Annotated in this window: 15 protein-coding genes and 2 pseudogenes; 4 read left to right on the top strand and 13 right to left on the bottom strand. The window is 37.0% G+C overall.

What is annotated here, in order from left to right; genetic code table 11:
- Positions 1 to 139: 139 nt before the first annotated feature.
- Positions 140 to 2317, top strand: coding sequence for a S9 family peptidase (locus tag Q5W13_RS05810; protein ID WP_304445672.1), 2178 nt, complete (start codon positions 140 to 142; stop codon positions 2315 to 2317).
- A 130-nt stretch (positions 2318 to 2447) separates the two neighbouring features.
- A pseudogene (locus tag Q5W13_RS05805) lies at positions 2448 to 3818 on the top strand (peptide MFS transporter).
- 21 nt (positions 3819 to 3839) lie between these two features.
- Here Q5W13_RS05805 and Q5W13_RS05800 read toward each other — a convergent pair.
- The 6 genes from Q5W13_RS05800 to surE form a co-directional block, all read right to left on the bottom strand.
- Positions 3840 to 4376, bottom strand: coding sequence for a hypothetical protein (locus Q5W13_RS05800; protein WP_304445671.1), 537 nt, complete (start codon positions 4374 to 4376; stop codon positions 3840 to 3842).
- Complete coding sequence (locus tag Q5W13_RS05795; protein ID WP_304445670.1) at positions 4348 to 5862, bottom strand: ComEC/Rec2 family competence protein; 1515 nt, start codon at positions 5860 to 5862, stop codon at positions 4348 to 4350. The genes Q5W13_RS05800 and Q5W13_RS05795 overlap by 29 nt, the downstream gene beginning before the upstream one ends.
- Complete coding sequence (locus tag Q5W13_RS05790; protein WP_304445669.1) at positions 5863 to 6414, bottom strand: C40 family peptidase; 552 nt, start codon at positions 6412 to 6414, stop codon at positions 5863 to 5865.
- 46 nt (positions 6415 to 6460) lie between these two features.
- The gene (gene lpxB / locus Q5W13_RS05785; protein WP_304445668.1) at positions 6461 to 7573 is read right to left on the bottom strand and encodes a lipid-A-disaccharide synthase; all 1113 of its coding nucleotides are present in this window, start codon (positions 7571 to 7573) and stop codon (positions 6461 to 6463) included.
- An 89-nt stretch (positions 7574 to 7662) separates the two neighbouring features.
- Positions 7663 to 7947: a hypothetical protein gene (locus tag Q5W13_RS05780; protein WP_155598298.1), complete on the bottom strand. Its 285-nt coding sequence runs from the start codon at positions 7945 to 7947 to the stop codon at positions 7663 to 7665.
- A gap of 66 nt (positions 7948 to 8013) precedes the next feature.
- Positions 8014 to 8790 carry a 5'/3'-nucleotidase SurE gene (gene surE / locus Q5W13_RS05775; RefSeq protein WP_304445667.1) on the bottom strand — a complete coding sequence of 259 codons (777 nt, stop codon included), beginning with the start codon at positions 8788 to 8790 and terminating at the stop codon, positions 8014 to 8016.
- 191 nt (positions 8791 to 8981) lie between these two features.
- On the opposite strand from surE, the gene Q5W13_RS05770 reads away from it, so the two are divergent.
- Positions 8982 to 11126, top strand: a complete 2145-nt coding sequence (locus tag Q5W13_RS05770) for a carboxy terminal-processing peptidase (RefSeq protein ID WP_304445666.1) — start codon at positions 8982 to 8984, stop codon at positions 11124 to 11126.
- 55 nt (positions 11127 to 11181) lie between these two features.
- Here Q5W13_RS05770 and Q5W13_RS05765 read toward each other — a convergent pair whose 3' ends face one another.
- The 4 genes from Q5W13_RS05765 to msrB all read right to left on the bottom strand — a co-directional run bounded on the left by Q5W13_RS05765 (position 11182) and on the right by msrB (position 13341).
- Positions 11182 to 11688, bottom strand: coding sequence for a peptide-methionine (S)-S-oxide reductase (locus Q5W13_RS05765; protein ID WP_304445665.1), 507 nt, complete (start codon positions 11686 to 11688; stop codon positions 11182 to 11184).
- 121 nt (positions 11689 to 11809) lie between these two features.
- A complete protein-coding gene (locus Q5W13_RS05760) occupies positions 11810 to 12223 on the bottom strand; it encodes a DoxX family protein (RefSeq protein WP_304445664.1) in 414 nt (137 codons plus the stop codon).
- 106 nt (positions 12224 to 12329) lie between these two features.
- A complete protein-coding gene (msrA, locus tag Q5W13_RS05755; protein WP_304445663.1) occupies positions 12330 to 12887 on the bottom strand; it encodes a peptide-methionine (S)-S-oxide reductase MsrA in 558 nt (185 codons plus the stop codon).
- On the bottom strand, positions 12877 to 13341 hold the full coding sequence (gene msrB, locus Q5W13_RS05750; protein ID WP_155598083.1) for a peptide-methionine (R)-S-oxide reductase MsrB: 465 nt from the start codon (positions 13339 to 13341) through the stop codon (positions 12877 to 12879). Before msrB ends, msrA begins: the two co-directional genes overlap by 11 nt.
- A 237-nt stretch (positions 13342 to 13578) precedes the next feature.
- On the opposite strand from msrB, the gene Q5W13_RS05745 reads away from it, so the two are divergent.
- Entirely contained in the window at positions 13579 to 14385 is an 807-nt protein-coding gene (locus Q5W13_RS05745) for a DNA/RNA non-specific endonuclease (RefSeq protein ID WP_155598084.1), read from the top strand.
- A 41-nt stretch (positions 14386 to 14426) separates the two neighbouring features.
- Here Q5W13_RS05745 and rodA read toward each other — a convergent pair whose 3' ends face one another.
- The 3 genes and pseudogenes from rodA to Q5W13_RS24660 all read right to left on the bottom strand — a co-directional run bounded on the left by rodA (position 14427) and on the right by Q5W13_RS24660 (position 18087).
- Entirely contained in the window at positions 14427 to 15710 is a 1284-nt protein-coding gene (gene rodA, locus Q5W13_RS05740) for a rod shape-determining protein RodA (protein ID WP_155598085.1), read from the bottom strand.
- A gap of 3 nt (positions 15711 to 15713) precedes the next feature.
- A pseudogene (locus Q5W13_RS05735) lies at positions 15714 to 17639 on the bottom strand (peptidoglycan D,D-transpeptidase FtsI family protein).
- Positions 17640 to 17790: 151 nt separating this feature from the next.
- The gene (locus Q5W13_RS24660) at positions 17791 to 18087 is read right to left on the bottom strand and encodes a hypothetical protein (protein WP_368662440.1); all 297 of its coding nucleotides are present in this window, start codon (positions 18085 to 18087) and stop codon (positions 17791 to 17793) included.
- Between the last annotated feature and the right edge of the window lie 29 nt (positions 18088 to 18116).

Raw genomic sequence — 18116 nt, 5'->3', positions numbered from 1 at the left:
TCAGTAAAGATAATGATAATCGTTTATACGTAAGATTGAGATAAAGTGCGATAAAACAAGGGATTTTTATGATTTAAAGTTTATTTCTTTGTAAAATAATCACTAAACTTGGGCGATTTAAACCTTTTTATAACATTCTATGCGGAAAATAGTTTTAAGCGTCTCTTTTGTCTTTGCCTTCTTGGCGTTTTCTTATGCTCAAAAGAAGCAAGTAACAGTAGAGGCAGTCTATGGTGGTGAGTTTTCGATTGAAAGACTTGATGCCCTAAGGTCCATGAAAAATGGTAAGCAATATACTATCTTAAATAGGGGTGAAAACGGAGCCACTACAATTGATAAGTTTGATTATACCACCCAGAAAAAAGTGGAAACTATTGTTAGCTCAGCAGATTTACCAGAAATTAATAGTTTCAGTGCTTATCAGTTCAGCGATGATGAATCCCAAATATTATTAGCTACCGAACTAGAGCCTATATTTAGACGTTCTACACTCGGTATTTTTTATGTATTCGATTTAAAAACAAAAAAACTTACAAAGGTTTCTGAAAATAAGATTCAAGAGCCTAGACTTGCCCCCGATGGTACTAAAGTTGCTTATGTTGCCAAGAATAATCTATATCTGTTTGATTTGACTTCTGGTGATACCAAGCAATTAACTAAAGACGGAGAGAAGAATAAAATCATCAACGGTGTTACGGATTGGGTATACGAAGAAGAGTTTGCTTTTGTTCGTGCTTTTGATTGGAATGCCAACGGTACTAAAATTGCCTTCTTGCGTTTTGATGAAACTAATGTTCCCGAATTTTCAATGGATGTTTTTGGAACGGATTTATATCCAACTCAGGAAACGTTCAAATATCCTAAAGCTGGTGAGGCCAATGCTAAGGTAAGTTTACATATGTATGATGTAAAGGCGGGTAGTACTGCTTCAGTTGATTTAAACGATGGCTATTATATTCCGCGAATAAAGTGGATGAACAACTCAAACTATCTTAGTGTTCAGACCCTAAATAGACATCAAAACGATTTAAAGCTGTATTCTGTAGATGCAAAAAGTAATACGGCATCTGTACTTCTTGAAGAGAAAGACAAGGCGTATATTGATATTACAGATAACCTTACCTTCTTAGAAGACGATAGCTTTATATGGACAAGTGAAAAGGATGGTTACAACCATATTTATCTTCACGACCAAGATGGTAATCTTATTACGCAAATAACAAAAGGCTCTTGGGAAGTAACTCAGTACTACGGTTACGACCAGAACGAAGACAAAGTATATTACCAATCTACCGAAAATGGTTCAATTAACCGTGGTGTTTATAGTATTGAGAGTAGCGGAGAGAATAAAAAAGCTTTGGTAGCAAATATAGGAACCAATGCTGCAGATTTTAGTGCAGATTTCACCTACTTCATTCATACGTACTCAAATTCCAAAATGCCTCCTGTTTACATGTTGCACAAAGCGCTTAACGGTAAAAAGGTAAAGGAAATTAAAAACAATAATGCCTTAATTGAAAAATTAAAGGGATACGAATTGAGCGAAAAAGAGTTTTCTACCATAACCATAAATGGCAATGAGCTAAATATGTATATGGTGAAGCCTAAAGATTTTGACGCCTCAAAGAACTACCCTCTGTTAATGTATCAATACAGCGGTCCAGGTTCCCAAAGTGTATCTAACAGTTGGTTAGATGCTCGGGATTTATGGCATCAACAACTAGCTTCGCAAGGTTATGTGGTTGCTTGTGTAGATGGTAGGGGAACAGGTTTTAAAGGTGCTGATTTTAAAAAATCGACATATCTAAACCTAGTGAAGTATGAAACTGAAGACCAAATTGCAGCAGCTAAAGAATTGAGCAAACTGCCATATATAGACGAAAACAGAACTGGTATTTGGGGCTGGAGCTTTGGTGGGCATATGGCAACTAACTGTATTCTTAAAGGGAATGATGTTTTTGAAACTTCTATTGCGGTGGCACCTGTTACAACTTGGCGTTTTTATGATACCATTTATACCGAACGTTTTTTACGTACGCCAGAAGAAAATCCTGCTGGTTATGATGAGAACTCTCCACTTAACTATCCAGAAATGTTGAATGGAGATTACTTATTGGTTCACGGTTCAGGCGATGATAATGTGCATGTTCAGAATTCAATGCGAATGATAGACGCATTGGTACAGGCTAACAAACAATTTGATTGGGCCATTTATCCTGATAAAAACCATGGAATTTATGGTGGTAATACACGTGTGCACCTTTTTAATAAAATGACTAATTTCTTAGGCGAGCACCTTCTGCAGCCAAAAAAATAATAACCAAAACAACAAAGATTGTTTCAGGAAGTTCTTGGAGACAAGGAGGTGAGCCCGATTAAAAAAAGAGTACTTTAATCGGTTCTTGAACTAACCTTGATAAAAATCAATTTAACAAACAACAAATTTTATGGCATTAGTAGAAAAGGCACCGCATGAAAAGGAGCTGTTCGGTCACCCAGTAGGTTTATACATTCTGTTTTTTACTGAAATGTGGGAACGGTTTTCGTACTATGGTATGCGTGCTATATTGGTTTTGTATCTAGTAACTAAGACCTCTGAGACAAACCCTATTTGGGCTGGACTAATAACGAGGCGCTAGCACTTTATGGTTGGTATACGATGTTGGTTTATGTGGCTTCTATACCAGGGCGGAATTATAGCTGATAGAATTTTGGGACAAAAGAAAGCTGTTATCGTGGGAGCAATTCTTCTTGTTATCGGCCACAGTATTTTGGCTATTGAGGAAATGTGGGCATTTTACACAGGTCTAGGATTTATCATTTCTGGGGTGGGTATGTTGAAACCCAATATTTCCACTATGGTTGGAGGTTTATACAAAAAAGGCGATATAAGAAGAGATAAAGGGTTTACGATTTTTTATATCGGAATAAATGTAGGTGCATTTCTTTCGAGTTTGATAGTTGGATACGTAGGCGAAGTCTATGGCTGGCATTATGGATTTGGACTAGCCGGAATTTGTATGTTGTTTGGTCTTGTTCAATTTATTCTTGGTCAAAAATACCTCCATGGGGTTGGTGATTATCTGGGTAAATCCGAAAATGAAGATGATAGGGAATCTTTGAAAAGACCTTTGACTAAAATTGAGAAAGACAGAGTTATCGTGTTGATTATATCTTTTTTAATGGTTATTGTATTTTTTGGAGCCTTCGAGCAAGCTGGTGGCTTAATGAATATTTACGCAAAGGATTATACCAATAGAATGTTCCTTGGGTTTGAAGTGCCGGCATCATGGTTTCAGGCTGCTAATGCATTCTTTATTATTACATTGGGAACCGCCGTTGCGGGCTATTGGGCAAAACGAAAATTAAAAGGTAAGGAAGCATCCTCATTATTTAAAATGATAATGGGCCTTATAATAATGGGTACCGGATTTTTATTTATGACAGCTGCAACTGCACAATATCAGGCTACGGGTTCATCTGCTATGTATTGGTTAGTTTTGGCTTATTTGTTTCATACCGTTGGTGAACTTAGCTTATCACCAGTGTCACTTTCTTTTGTTACCAAATTAGCTCCCGCAAAATATGCTTCATTAATGATGGGGTTATATTTCGCTACTACTGGATTGGGAAATAAAGTAGCCGGACTTCTAGGTGAATCTGCATCTCAGTTTGGAGAGTATAAGGTGTTCACGGGTATCGCAGTTTTCTGCGTTTTATTTGGTCTTTTGGTTGGAGTATTTTTCAAAAAATTAAAATCTTTAACACACGGGGCTGAAGATGATGAAAGAGAAATGACAAGTGCCGATGTTGTATAAGTATATGAGACAAGAGTAATATCAATCAAAATAATAAGCTCCCTTTTCGCCAGTTGCGTGAAAAGGGAGTTTTGTTTTTAGGCAGGTTTGTTTCCACCTACTTATATAAGAGGTATAGTTATTGCCATCTGCAATAATATACTTTGGTTTTAGTGTGGTAATTGCTCTTTCAAGATTCAGTTTGGGGGATTGTGTAAGAATGAGATAATCAACAGGCGTTTCTGCTTTTGGATACACGCCAAGGCTATCAATGACCAAAACGGTCTTATTCTGCCACAAATAGCTGTTCTTAATTGTAGAGTAGGAGATGTTGGAAATTCGCTCAGCAACGCTGTAATCATCAATTATGTTATCTAGGCGTATGGTATCATTAGTTATAATCACTAAAGTTCTTCCGTTTTGATGCATCAGCGCTGTGTTTTTAGTTTGATGCGCAAGAAACAGCTGGTTCTTTTCCGAAGTTTGGTAGTCAGTAAAAATTCCCCACAGTTGAAACCCTATAATGAACGTGGCAAGTGCAATAACCTTTTTAAAGTTGGGACGGGTAAATAGAATCACGCAACAAAAAAGGATTCCATATGCCATTAAGGACCATTTGGACAGCATCAAAAGAGATATTCTTAAAAATAAAAGCTTCCTGTTGGCCAACCCAGCTTATAATCCAATTCATCCAACCAATTAAAGTGTTATAGATAACTACTAAAAAATTGGGTAATGCATCTACTAATGATAATAAGATTACGAGAATGCCCATTCCTAAAATAACTCCCAGTGCGGGAACAATTAGCAAATTACTAATAAAGAATAGACCCGGGAATTGATGGAAATAAAATAAACTTATGGGTAGTACGCCCAATTGTGCAGCTACACTAACGGATAGCAGTTGCCAAATTTTTCGGACAATTTTGTTCTTTGGGAACCATAATTTCTGCAAAAGCGGATAGAGCCAAACTATGGCGAAGACGGCTGCATAACTCATTTGAAACCCTACCTGAAAAAGAAGGTTTGGATTTATAACCAACAGGATGAAGAACATGGATAAAGCGAGAATGTTAAATGTGTTCTTGGGGCGATTCAGGTACATGCTATATGCCACAAAGGAAAACATGGTAACCGCTCTAACTACGGATGCAGATAACCCTGAAAGCAAAGCGAAGCCCCATAACAAAATCACGATGAAGACTAGTTTTAACGTTTTGCCTTTTGGAAGTCGTTCAATAGGTTGTAAAAGAAACTGTAATAACACTAATAGAATTCCAATGTGGAGTCCAGAAACTGCTAGAATATGAACGGCTCCGGCATTTTTGTAATCGGTGTAGGTCTCTTCTGAAATATCGTTACGCTGACCAAGGAGTAGCGCCTGAATAATACTTAATTCATCTTTTCCAAAACTAGCTTTTCGTAGTTGGGTGATAATGTGGGTTCGAGCCTTTGCGGCCATGCCATATACGGTAACAGAAGGATTTTTAATAGGGATAAAATCTTCTTTGCCTAGTAGAAACTGATGTGATATCCCTAAACCTTTTAAGTAGTTTTTATAGTTAAATTGATGAGGGTTTAACGGCCCTCTTACTTCTTTTGGAGAACCGTAGAAAACCAATTCATCATCAACTTGAAGGCTTTGAAGGGAAGAGTCAGTTACAAAACTGAGTAGAACCATTCCTTCTGAATATTTTTCATCTAATACTTGTATTTTGGCAATATATCTATCGGAAAAGGAAGTTGGTTTCAGTACCTCTGCTACTTTTAAACGCCAAGTGCGAGAGCCGGAAAAATCGTGGTTAAGATAATGATCTGCTTGGTTTTCTGGTAGTGAGAGCGTTGTAGCTAAAATACCAATACCTAAAGTAGTAAGAACGGTTAAGTAACCAAAAATAGGGGATTCATTCTTTTTGTCCGTGAAACGTAAAATACCTAAAACTATAAGAAGAATAAGGCAGGTTGATAAGAGGAGGCGTACGTCTAAATGGAAATAATTACCAACTACAATACCCAGAACCAAAACTAATGTGAGTTTGATGGGTATGAAGCGTAGTAACTTCATTTATAGAATTCTGGTGGCTTTTATAAATGCGCTGCTCCAATAGCCTTCTCGCAACGAAGAAACCATAACCCCTCGTGAAGAGGATGCATGAACGAATTTAATTTCATCGTTTTTCACGGAAACAACCATGCCAACATGATTAATACGTTTACTACGTTTACTTGTTTTAAAGAAAAGTAAATCTCCTTTTACAACATCGCGTTTACGAACGTTTTTACCCTCTTCGGCCATATGATACGAGGTGCGTGGTAGCTTAACATTATTTTCTCCAAAAGCTACATAAAGCAATCCCGAGCAGTCCATTCCTTTTTTAGTTGTACCGCCATACTTGTATCTGACACCCGAAAATTTTAATGCAGAATGGATAACGTCATCTGCTTTTGAGTGCTTATTAGAAGCAGGTTTTCTAACTGGTGTGCGTTCTCTTTTTGGAGTCTCGGTTCTTGCCGCCACTGTTATTTTGCGAGGTTGTCTTTGTGCTACTTTCTTTTTTGAAGACCCACAACTGGCAACAAGACAAATAATTAGAATGAAAAAGAGTTTACGAATCATGTAAGCGATTACTTTTTTTGATATGCATCCAGTGTATATACCAAAATTAAACATTTTCTATTATACGGGTCGCGGCATTTTCACTTGCCCCTCTACCACCCAGTTTTTTTTCTAGCTCATTATAGGCTTGAATCTGTGTTTCGCGGGCTGGTCCTTCAAGTATTTTATTCAGTTCGGTTCGGAGGTTATTGGTAGTCAAATCGTTTTGAATAAGCTCTCTTACAACCTCTTTTTTCATAATGAGGTTCACGAGAGAGATATACTCTAAGGTAATAATGCGCTTGGCAATCTGGTAGGATAACCAATTAGCTTTATAACATACAACTTGAGGTACTTTAAAAATGGCAGTTTCTAGTGTGGCGGTTCCGCTAGTGACCAAAGCTGCATGAGAAATACTCAAAAGGTCGTATGTTTTATTAGCTATGAAATTTACGTTTGGATTTTTTAGAAAAGGTTGGTAAAAATCCAAATCAAGACTAGGTGCCCCTGCAATTACAAATTGATACGCAGAAAAATCCTTAACTACTGATAGCATTAATGTAAGCATCTTCTGAACCTCTTGCTTTCGGCTGCCTGGTAATAAGGCAATAATTGGCTTTTTAGGATCTAAATTGTTTTCCTTTCGGAATTTCTGCTCATCAACCGCATCTCTATCTTCAATAGCATCAATAAGAGGGTGGCCAACAAAATTAACTGGGTAATTGTGTTTCTTTTCGTAAAAATCCTTTTCAAAAGGAAGAATAACATGCATGGCATCAATATCTCTTTTGATGTCTTTTATGCGGCCTTCTCTAGAAGCCCAAATTTGTGGGGAAATATAGTAATTGGTCTTGAAGCCTTGCTCTTTTGCCCATTTGGCAATACGTAGGTTAAACCCAGAGTAGTCAATAAAAATAATAACGTCTGGTTGAAATTTTTGAATATCGGCCTTACAAAATTTAATAGCTTTAGCTATCGTGCCTAAATTCATCAATACTTCTAGAAAACCCATAAAGGCCATCTCTTTGTAATGCTTAACCAAATTACCTCCTGCATTTTGCATAAGGTCACCTCCCCAAAAACGGATATCTGCCTCAGGGTCTTTGGCTATAAGGGCTTTCATAAGGTTGGAACCGTGTAGGTCTCCTGATGCTTCGCCTGCTATTATATAGTATTTCATTACAAATTAGATACAGTTTATACCTGCCCTTTAAAAAGAGAACTCTGTTAGGGAAAAATTCGTATGTCCCTTTCCGTTAAATTTACGGCTTAAAATATTTTATAATAAAGAATAACCAGAGCAGTAAGAAGCGTAGCTATTAGAACACCTTTTGCCCTGTTGTCTCTTCTTATGCGTAAAAAGCCAAAGAACGCAACAAGATTTAAAATAGCCCCTAAGGCTAAAAGACTGCCAACATGACCTTGTTGTACTGCCGCTTTAAATGTATCAGCTATGCCAAATTCTGAAAATAATAGAATATAGAGTAGGGTGCCAACGGTATTAGCAATAATCCCGACCAAGAATCCAATGGCTAGTTCTTTTTTAACGTTCATATTTTTTAAGTTCATTAATGGTATTTGGTCCTGCAAAGGTATACTTCTGTGGTAAATAATGGTAAGTTATTCAAATTGCCACCCGTTCAATTGTTGTATCACATGATGCGCGGTAAGATCAAACTGGGTAGGTACAACAGATACGTAATTGTTGGCTAACGCCCACTCATCCGTGTCTTCGCCTTTGTCCAGTAATTCAAATTCGCCTGTAAGCCAGTAGTAATCCTTACCGCCTGGGCTAGTGCGTTTATCAAATTTTTCTTTCCAGTTGGCACGTGCCTGTCGGCAGATTTTAATTCCTTTTATATCTTCTTTTTGAGCTTTAGGAATATTAACGTTTAGAACAACGCCTTTAGGTATTCCATTGGTCAAAGATTCGCTTACTATTTTTTTAATAATTTCTCTAGCTTGGTCAAAATCGGCATGCCATGAGTAATCGCAAAGAGAGAAGCCAATTGCAGGAATACCCTCAATGCCAGCCTCAATGGCAGCACTCATTGTTCCTGAATAAATAACATTTATAGAAGAATTTGATCCGTGGTTAATACCACTCACACAAATATCTGGTTTGCGGTCTAGTAGTTCTTGGAGTGCCATTTTTACACAATCTGCAGGTGTGCCGCTGCAACTATGTTCTTCTAAGGCGCCATGCTTTTTGTCTACCACAATTTTGTTTGCAAACAATGTGTTGTCTATGGTTATCGCGTGTCCTTGACCAGATTGTGGACCGTCTGGTGCAACCACCACAACATCCCCTAACTCATTTATATACCGTATTAAAGCGCGTATGCCCGGAGCGGTAATTCCATCATCATTTGTAACTAAAATTAAAGGTTTTTTCATACCAAATACTTTATGGGACAAAAATACGTTTACAGAACACAACGACCTAAGTTCGTTTAACAAAAAATTAGTGTATTAGCTCAAAAGGTGGCATGGTTTTTTCAGTATCTTAGGGAATTCATTACTTTTAAGTGTGAAAATCTCAATCTTCCCCAAGATTGGCCATTTTAAAAATTTCGAAAAAAATATATATGAAAAGGAATCTTGCCTATTCTCTTTTGGTAATGCTAATATCGGTTGCTTCGTGCAGTTTTACCAATCAGTCTTTTGAAACCGATGATAAAGACAAACTGCTTTTAGATTTAATTACTTATGTACTAGAAAAGGGTCATTATGAGCCCAAAAACATTGACGATGATTTTTCGGTAAGTGTTTTTGAGGATTTTATTGATGTTTTAGATCCTACTAAAAGATATTTCTTGGAAGAGGATATCAATGAATTTGAGCAGTACAAATTTCAATTGGACGATCAAATAAAAAGTACGGACATCTCTTTTTTTAATCTTGTATACGATAGACTTATCCAGCGTATGGATGATGCTAAAGTGATGTATAAAGAGGTTTTGGAAAAACCTTTTGATTATAATAAAAAGGAAAGCATTAATATAGATTATGAGAAAATGACTTTTGCAGCTTCTAAAAAAGAGCTGAAAGAGCGTTGGAGACAACAACTTAAATATGCAACCTTAGGAACCTATGACTCTAAAATGAAAGGGGTTAAAAGAGGTGACGCTGCGGATGCAAAAGAAGGTTCTGAGAAGTCAAAACCAATGACGGCAAAAGAAGCTGAAAAATCTTCTAGAGAATCTACACGGAAAACTTTAGATGAATTTTTTGATTTCGTAAACGATCTTGAGCGTAAAGATTGGTTCGTACAATACATAAATACTATTGTAGATGAATTTGATCCGCATACGTATTACTTTGCTCCTGATGAAAAGGATAAGTTTGATACCAGTATGTCAGGTAAATTTGAAGGTATTGGTGCGCGTTTACAGAAAAAACCAGAAGGCGCTAAAATTGTTGATATTATTTCTGGAGGTCCCGTATGGAGAGATGCACGTCTAGAAGTTGGTGATCAAATTATGAAAGTAGGTCAAGGTGATGAAGAACCAATTGACATTGTAGGTATGCGTTTAGATGATGCCATTAAATTAATAAAGGGTCCAAAGGGCACTGTTGTTGCGCTTACGGTTCGTAAAATAGATGGATCTTTAGATACGGTAGAGTTAACAAGAGATGTTGTTGAGTTGGAAGAGTCTTTCGCCAAGTCAGCAAATATTATTAAGAACGATGAGAAGTTCGGTATTATTGATTTACCTAAGTTCTATGTTGATTTTGATGATTACACAGAAAGAAACGCTGCTTCGGATGTTGCTAAAGAAGTAGAAAGGTTAAAAGAAGAAGGCGCTGAAGGTCTTATTATAGATTTAAGGGATAATGGTGGCGGTTCGTTAAAGACCGTTGTTGAAATGGCAGGTCTTTTCATAAAGGATGGCCCAATAGTTCAAGTACGTTCTTCCGGAAAAGGTAAGGATGTTTATGATGATAAAGATGAGCGCATTCAATGGGATGGCCCGCTTGTAATTCTTGTTAATGAATTATCTGCATCTGCTTCAGAAATTTTGGCGGCTGCTATGCAGGATTATAAGAGAGCTATTGTTATTGGAAGTAAGCAAACTTTTGGTAAAGGAACGGTACAGAACGTAATTCCTTTAGATAATATAGTAAGAAGCAATGAGCATGGAGATTTGGGAGCTATTAAATTAACTACCCAGAAGTTTTACCGTATAAACGGTGGCTCTACTCAGTTAGAAGGAGTGAAGAGTGATGTAATCGTTCCGGACAAGTATAGCTATATTGATTTAGGTGAAAGAGATCAGGCAAACCCTTTAAAATGGGATAAAATTTCTCCAGCAGATTATAAGCCATGGGACGGTTATATAGATTACGAGCAGACCGTTGCTAACAGTGCTAAAAGAATGGCCGGTAATGCTCAGCTTAAATTAATCGAGGAAAATGCTAAGTGGTTGAAATCTGAGAGTGACGAAATGGAAATTTCATTGAACTATGATGCCTACCGTGCAGATGAAAAAGAGCATAAGAAAAAAATGGATTACTTTAAAGCCATTGGCGAATATGATTCTAAACTATCTTTTGGTTCATTGAAGTATGAAGAAGAATTGTTTACGAAAGATTCTGTATTGCGTGAAAAACGTGACAGGTGGCACAAGAATTTAGCTAAAGATGTCTATGTTGAAGAAGCTGTAAACGTTCTTGAAGATTTAAAGAATAATAGTCTTAAACACGGTAAATTGGCCGCTGTAAAAGGATAAAAAGAATAATACTAAATTGAGAAGCCCTAGGTACTCTAAAGTATCAGGGCTTTTTTTATGTAGTAAGTTTTACTGCCAAATCTGCCTTAGTATGTTCTCTATATCTAGTAAGTAAGAGGTTTAGTTTAGGATTAATGTGTTTCTGGCAAAATGGTTTTTCAGGATTGTTGTAGTAATAATTTTTAAACTCTTTCTGAGATGGTTTAAAAGTCTTAAAAGGAAATACCTTGGTAATCAATATATCATCAAAATTGAATTGAAGTTCCTTTATAATATGGTTTGCTTTGTTCGCCTTATCTGGCGAATAGGTGTAGACCGCAGAGCGGTATTTGGTGCGCATACTATGATTAGATGTGCTTTTATGTGTATGCAAATGTATTTCTATAAGGTCTTTTAAGCTGATGACGATTGGGTTGAAATGAATAATAATTGCTTCGGAAAAAGCACTGTGATTTTCTGTTGATGAAATAAAACCTTGCTCAACTTTAGTTACTCCTTTTAATGATTGAAAGACCGCTTCTGTACACCAGTGGCAACCTCCACCTAAAGCTATTTTATCCATAGAAGATATTTATTTCCTTTGTCGTAATGTTCTAGTTATACTTCCTTTTATCCTAAAAATAAAAAGACCCGCTGTTATAGCAGGTCTTTTAAGTCGCAAAAATAAAGCTGTAGCGCCCAAATCATGCTACAGTTTTTAGCGTAGGTTGAGTATGTATATCTTTTGAAGTTATTTTACTTTGTTCATTAAGTTTTTTATTCTGTACGTAGGTTACATAAAGTGCTATTATACAAAATACGGCAGACGCTCCATTTCCATCCTTAATCATTAGGTGTGCTATGATGCCAAATACAAAGTTTAGAAAGAATCCGGCAAAAGCCCATTCACGAATCCAGTTACTTTTACTGAAGACAAGAGTGGTTAGCCCCAATAATTGGGCAGCTCCTAGTACAAATATTAAATATGATGGGTATCCTAATTCTGCAAACTTTGTAAGTATAGCTTCGTAGTTGAAGAAAGAATTGGCTACAGCGTAAATGATAGCCAAAGAAAACAAAGAAAGCGCAATACGGTAGTAAAGTTGTGTGGTTTTCATAGAATTGGGTTTTAAGATTGTTTGGTAAAATTACTTTCTTAAAACCCATTTTTTGAAGACAGGCAGACCAAATACGGTTTCCTGTAGACTAGTAGCGTAAAATTGGTTACGAGCTAGTTTGTGGCTGTTTTAGCTTATCGCCGTGCATTTTCCTCAACTTCGCCAACTTAGGCGTAATTACAGCGCTACAATACCCCTGTGAGGTGTTATTACGATAATAATCTTGATGATGCTCTTCTGCATCATAGAAAGTAGGCAGCGGGCTTAATTCTGTAACAATAGGGTCATCAAAATAAGAAGCCAATTCTTTAATTACAGTTTCTGCCACTGCTTTTTGGGTATCATCATGAAAATAAATTACAGAACGGTACTGCGTACCCACATCACCACCTTGACGGTTAAGGGAAGTAGGGTCATGGCTTGTCATGAACACAATCAATAAATCTTGATAAGAAATTACCGAAGGGTCAAAAGTAACCTGTACGACTTCTGCATGACCGGTTAAGCCGGAACAGACTTCTCTATATGTAGGCTTGCCCGGTGCGTTGCCACCTGTATAGCCAGAAATTAATTTCTCTACACCTTTTAATTCTTGTAAAACTGCTTCTATACACCAGAAGCACCCACCACCAAGGGTGGCTATTTCTAAATTTTTATTGCTCATTTTTAATGCTTTCTTTTTGTAATTGCATTGATTCTGAATTAATACAGTAGCGCAGTCCGCTTGGTTCTGGGCCATCAGGGAAAATATGTCCCAAGTGGGCATCGCAAGTGTTACACATTACTTCTACGCGTATCATACCAAAAGAGGAATCTTTGTGGTATTTAATGGCATTTTCTTTTATAGGTTGTGTAAAACTAGGCCAACCAGTACCAGATTCAAATTTAATAGTAGAATCAAACAAAGGTGTGTCACAACAGATACAATTATACTTTCCTGCATCATGTGCACTACATAGGGCACCGGTATGTGCTTGCTCTGTACCTTTCTTTCGGGTGATTCTAAACTGCTCAGGAGTAAGAAGTTCGCGCCATTCGGCCTCGGTCTTCTCAACTCTTCTGTCTGGTTCAGGATTCCCTTTTACGCTAAAATTGATTACATCTTTCCATGTAAGCATAACTTTCCTTTCTTTAAACTAATTCGTTACGTGAATTAGATAATACAAAATAAATACATTGCACTGTATGAAGTGTGCTTATTTGTCGAAATTTTTAGCTTTCCCTTACAGTAAAAAGCCACCCAAACGAATAGCCTTATATATTTGATGGTGTTATGGTTATTTCTGAACATTAAAAACAAATAGTGTGTCCGCTCTCTCTGGCTTAACCTAAAATTTGTTCTATTTTTGAACGGAATGAAAAGAAAAACAATTTATACCATTTTGACCATCTGCTGCGCAATAGGCTTTTGGCTGTTCGAAAATTTTTACACTCCGGACACGTATTCACAGCAAACGGAAGACGGACCTACAACTTCTGTAGCGAGTAATTTAATGCCAAGTTCTACAACAGGGGATGTAGTTGAGCATAGCCATTATATGCTGTCTTACAATGAACCGTTTGAACAAGCAGAATGGGTGGCGTATACTTTAAAGAAAGAACACTTAACGCATGATGATCGTAAACGACCTTATTTTATTGAGGATCCAAAAGTGAGAACTAAATCTGCGGATTGGCGAAATTATAAAGGTTCTGGATATGACAGAGGACATTTGTGCCCTGCTGGCGATAGGAGGTTTACCAAGCAGGCGTACAACGAAACTTTTTATACCAGTAATATAAGTCCGCAAAACCGTGAATTTAATGCCGGTGTTTGGAATGAGTTGGAAATGCAAGTACGTATGTGGGCCAAGCAGTACGGAGAAATTTTTGTTGTCACAGCTGGTGTTCTAGAAAATGGGTTAAAAGAGATTGGTGATGAAGATGTAGATGTGCCTAAGTATTATTATAAAATAGTAGCTAGAGGCAAAGGAGATAATTTAAAAATGGTAGCTTTTTTGATGGAAGGAAAACAGAGCTCAAAACCTTTAAAACAATTTAGTGTTCCCGTTGATGAGATTGAAAAACGAACAGGTATAGATTTTTTTGAGAAACTCCCCAAAGAACAGCAAGACCAATTAGAAAGCAAAATAGATACTGGAAGCTGGAAGTTTAAATTCTAACCAGTAAATTATTGATTTATAAAGTATGGGCGCTCCTAAGTTTAAATACCTTCCTTTAATCGGTTTGCATCTAGTTTTAAGAAAATAAACAGTAAAGCCGTAAAGAATAATAGCCCTGAACCTCCATAACTGAAGAAGGGTAGGGGAATACCAATTGTTGGTAGCACACCTATAACCATACCAATGTTTATAAAGTAGTGCACTAGCAGTATGGAAATAACGCCATAACCGTACATTCGGGCAAATCCTGTTTTTTGACGCTCCGAGAGGTAGACCAGTCGCAACAATAAAAAAGTAAAAAGTAAGACAACCGTTGCGGTCCCTAAAAAGCCCCATTCTTCACCAACGGTACTAAAAATATAATCCGTGTGTTGCTCCGGTACAAAATCACCTTTGGTTCGTGTGCCTTCCAGAAAACCTTTTCCGAAGAAACCACCGGATTCAATAGCCTTTTCAGATTGATAGGTGTTGTAGCCAATAGTTTTTCTAATGTGTTCCAATTTGGCAGGGTCCTTCTCTAATCGTAACCAGAGACTAAAACGATCTCGGTGACGTTGCTCAAAGACATTGTTAAAAACAAAATCTACAGAAAGCGAAAATAAAATGGTCAGAACCACAGCTATTACAGTGGGAATGATTGGAACTCGAAATTTTTTCTTTTTTAGAAGGAAGAAAATTACCAAGATTAAAGCAATACTGATTGTAATCCAAATGGTACCGAACATCAATGTAGTTACAAAGACCATGATAGCGAAAAAGACAATGCCCAAATAGTAGATAGGAAGCCCTTCTCTAAAGATTACAAAACTTAACGAGAAGAAAACCAGCGCACTACCAGGATCCGGTTGTGGTATAATCAATATAGCAGGTATAAGTATAATCAGGAAGGCGTATAACTGATCCTTATTTCGTTTTATATCTGTCTGTATATCACTTAAGTACTTTGCTAATGCCAAGGCTGTCGCTACTTTTGCCAGCTCAGAAGGTTGTAAGTTAAAGAATCCTAAATCGTACCATGAGGTAGCACCTGCAATAGTTTTACCAAAAACAAACAGACCCAACAGCAATACCATGGATATGATGTAGAGGACACTTGAGAAGCGTTCGTAAAAGTTGGCCTCTAGAGCTAATAGAATTACAATTGATGCAAAGCTGGTAAGTATAAAGAAAAGCTGTTTGCCGTGTAATGTCCCAAAATCGAATATAGAAGAATCGCTTTCGGAAAAGGTGCTTGAATAAATGTTTACCCACCCAATAGTTAATAAGAGTACGTAAAATAGAACAGTAAGCCAATCAAGACGTTTGAGGACACTTTTGCCGGTCATATGCTATTCTTCTGATTGGTTGTTTTGTAATTTATATACACTAGAATGCTTACTCCAATCGTATTCGTTTATTTTGAATTCTTTACCGCTATAAGGCTTGGCATATTCGTGCTCCAAAGTTCTTTCTAACATCCTTTTTTCAAGGTCTTTTCGGGTAATCTCTCTTTTTATGTATTTTTCAATCATTAAAGAGGCGATATGGCCTGCATATCTAGAGCCATAATAACCGTTCTGAATATATACCGCAATGGCAATTTTTGGATTTTCTACAGGGGCAAAGGCTACAAAAACTGAGTTATCCGTTAACTGAGTTCTAACGCTATCAATTTTAACGTAGTTTTCTACTGTACCTGTTTTTCCGGCAATTTCAATATCCGGAATCTGTACGTACTTAGCTGTTCCTTTATGATAAACATCCGCCATACCCTGAATTACAGGTTCAAAATGTCTTTTGTCTATCGTGGTATATTTAGGCTCTACAAAATCTGGAATGTCGATTTTTTTCCCATCTACCTTTTTAAGTACATGGGGCGTAAAGAAATATCCTCTATTGGCAATTGCAGCTGTCATATTTGCCAATTGTATTGGCGTAACATTTACTTCTCCTTGGCCAATAGCATTAGAATATGTAGTGGTGGCAGACCATCTTTTATCTCCTACTCCATACCATTTGTTATAGAGATCAGTACTAGGAACACTACCTTATGGTCTTCCTGTATAAAGGTCAGAGCCCAAATAAGACCCTAAGCCAAAACTTTTGACGTGCTTTTCCCAAGCATCCATCGCTTCACTATTGGAAGGGAATTGCTCGAATATCTTTTTGTAGACACCTACGAAATAGGCATTACACGATAGGTATATTCCATTATTCAAGTTTCTTGCTCCACCTCCACAGTGGCAGCCTTTTTTATGTCTACCAATAAAAAATCCGTGATGACATGTAAAAGATGTAGAAGGTGTGATTGCTCCTTCTTGTAATGCAATTAGGGCATTAATGGCTTTAAATGGAGATCCTGGACTTTTTTCAAAAGAAATAGATCTATCAAATGTTGGTTTTGAAATAGAGTCGTAATGTAATTTGCTATAATTAGCAGACCTTTTTCTACCTACCAAAAGTGATGGGTCATAGGTAGGTCCTGAAATCATAGATAATATTTCGCCCGTAGCAGGTTCAATAGCAACAATGCCTCCCCATTTACCAACCATAAGCCTTTCTCCATATTCCTGTAGCTCTTTATCAATTGTTATATTAATTTCAAAACCTTGTTCAGGTAAGGTATCCAAAGTTCCATTTTTATAAGGACCAATATCTCTATTAAAACGGTCTTTTTGAATGTACTGTACACCTTTTCTACCTCTTAAAATATCCTCGTATACCTTTTCTACTCCTGTACGTCCTGTAAGTTCACCTTGAACATAGTATGGGTTTTTGGTTAAGTCTCTTTCGTTTACCTCACTAATGTAGCCTAAAACATTAGCGCCACTATTGGTGTCATAGTAACGTAAAGATCGTTTTTGGATATAGAAACCTGCGTAATGGCGCATTTTCTCCTGAAGCATTGCATAATCTTCTTTGGAGAGTTGTGGCACAAAAACAGAAGGTAGTCTTGGGGAATAAATTCTAGCTTTCCGTAATTCTTTTTTAAATTTTTCCTTGTCAATTTTAAGAAGTCCGCATAGCTCTAAAGTATCTAATTCGCGAACCTCACGAGGAATTACCATAACATCGTATGCTGGGTCGTTACCAACCAAAAGCTTACCGTTCCTATCATAGATGTAACCACGCTCTGGATAATCATACACCCTTTTTATTGCAGGATCTTCCAAAACTTGGTCTGGCGAAAAACTGAATATCTGCAGATAAGAGAGTCTGCCGAGAAACGTAATACCAATGATTACGATAATGGATGATAATAACAGCTTTTTCATCTTAGATGAAATTTTAATTTAAGGAGTTTATACTTTTTTGCTTTTTTACTCTTTACGGACACTGAACAGTGAGCCGAATAATAAGCAAAGAATAAGAGTTGCGGTGCCCGTAGCCAATACTTTCTTCAAAATTAATAGGAAATTAGCCAAACTAAAAATTTGGGGTAAAGAAAACAAAGTGATGTACTATAATTAATAACGCCAAATACGTAATTTGTTGTACCCTAGTGGTGTTACTTAATTTAAAACTTTGAAATTCAAAGTTTACACCAAAAACAAATCTCATTATAGCGGGTCTCATGTAGGCTATTGTAATAGTAGATGCCGCATGTATAGCCATAGTGTCCGAAAAGAAATCTATAGCAATCCCTAATAAAAAGCCCAAACCAATAAATGCCGCTCTGTTCTCCTTTATAGGATACCAGTAGAGAAACAGAATGTAAACCATTGGGTTAATGAAGCCGAAAAAATTCAACT

This window comes from Zobellia laminariae (assembly GCF_030553095.1).
Classification (GTDB): Bacteria; Bacteroidota; Bacteroidia; order Flavobacteriales; family Flavobacteriaceae; genus Zobellia; species Zobellia laminariae.
The sequence above is the reverse complement of the archived record's forward strand: the minus strand, read 5'-3'. Positions and strand labels throughout refer to the sequence as shown.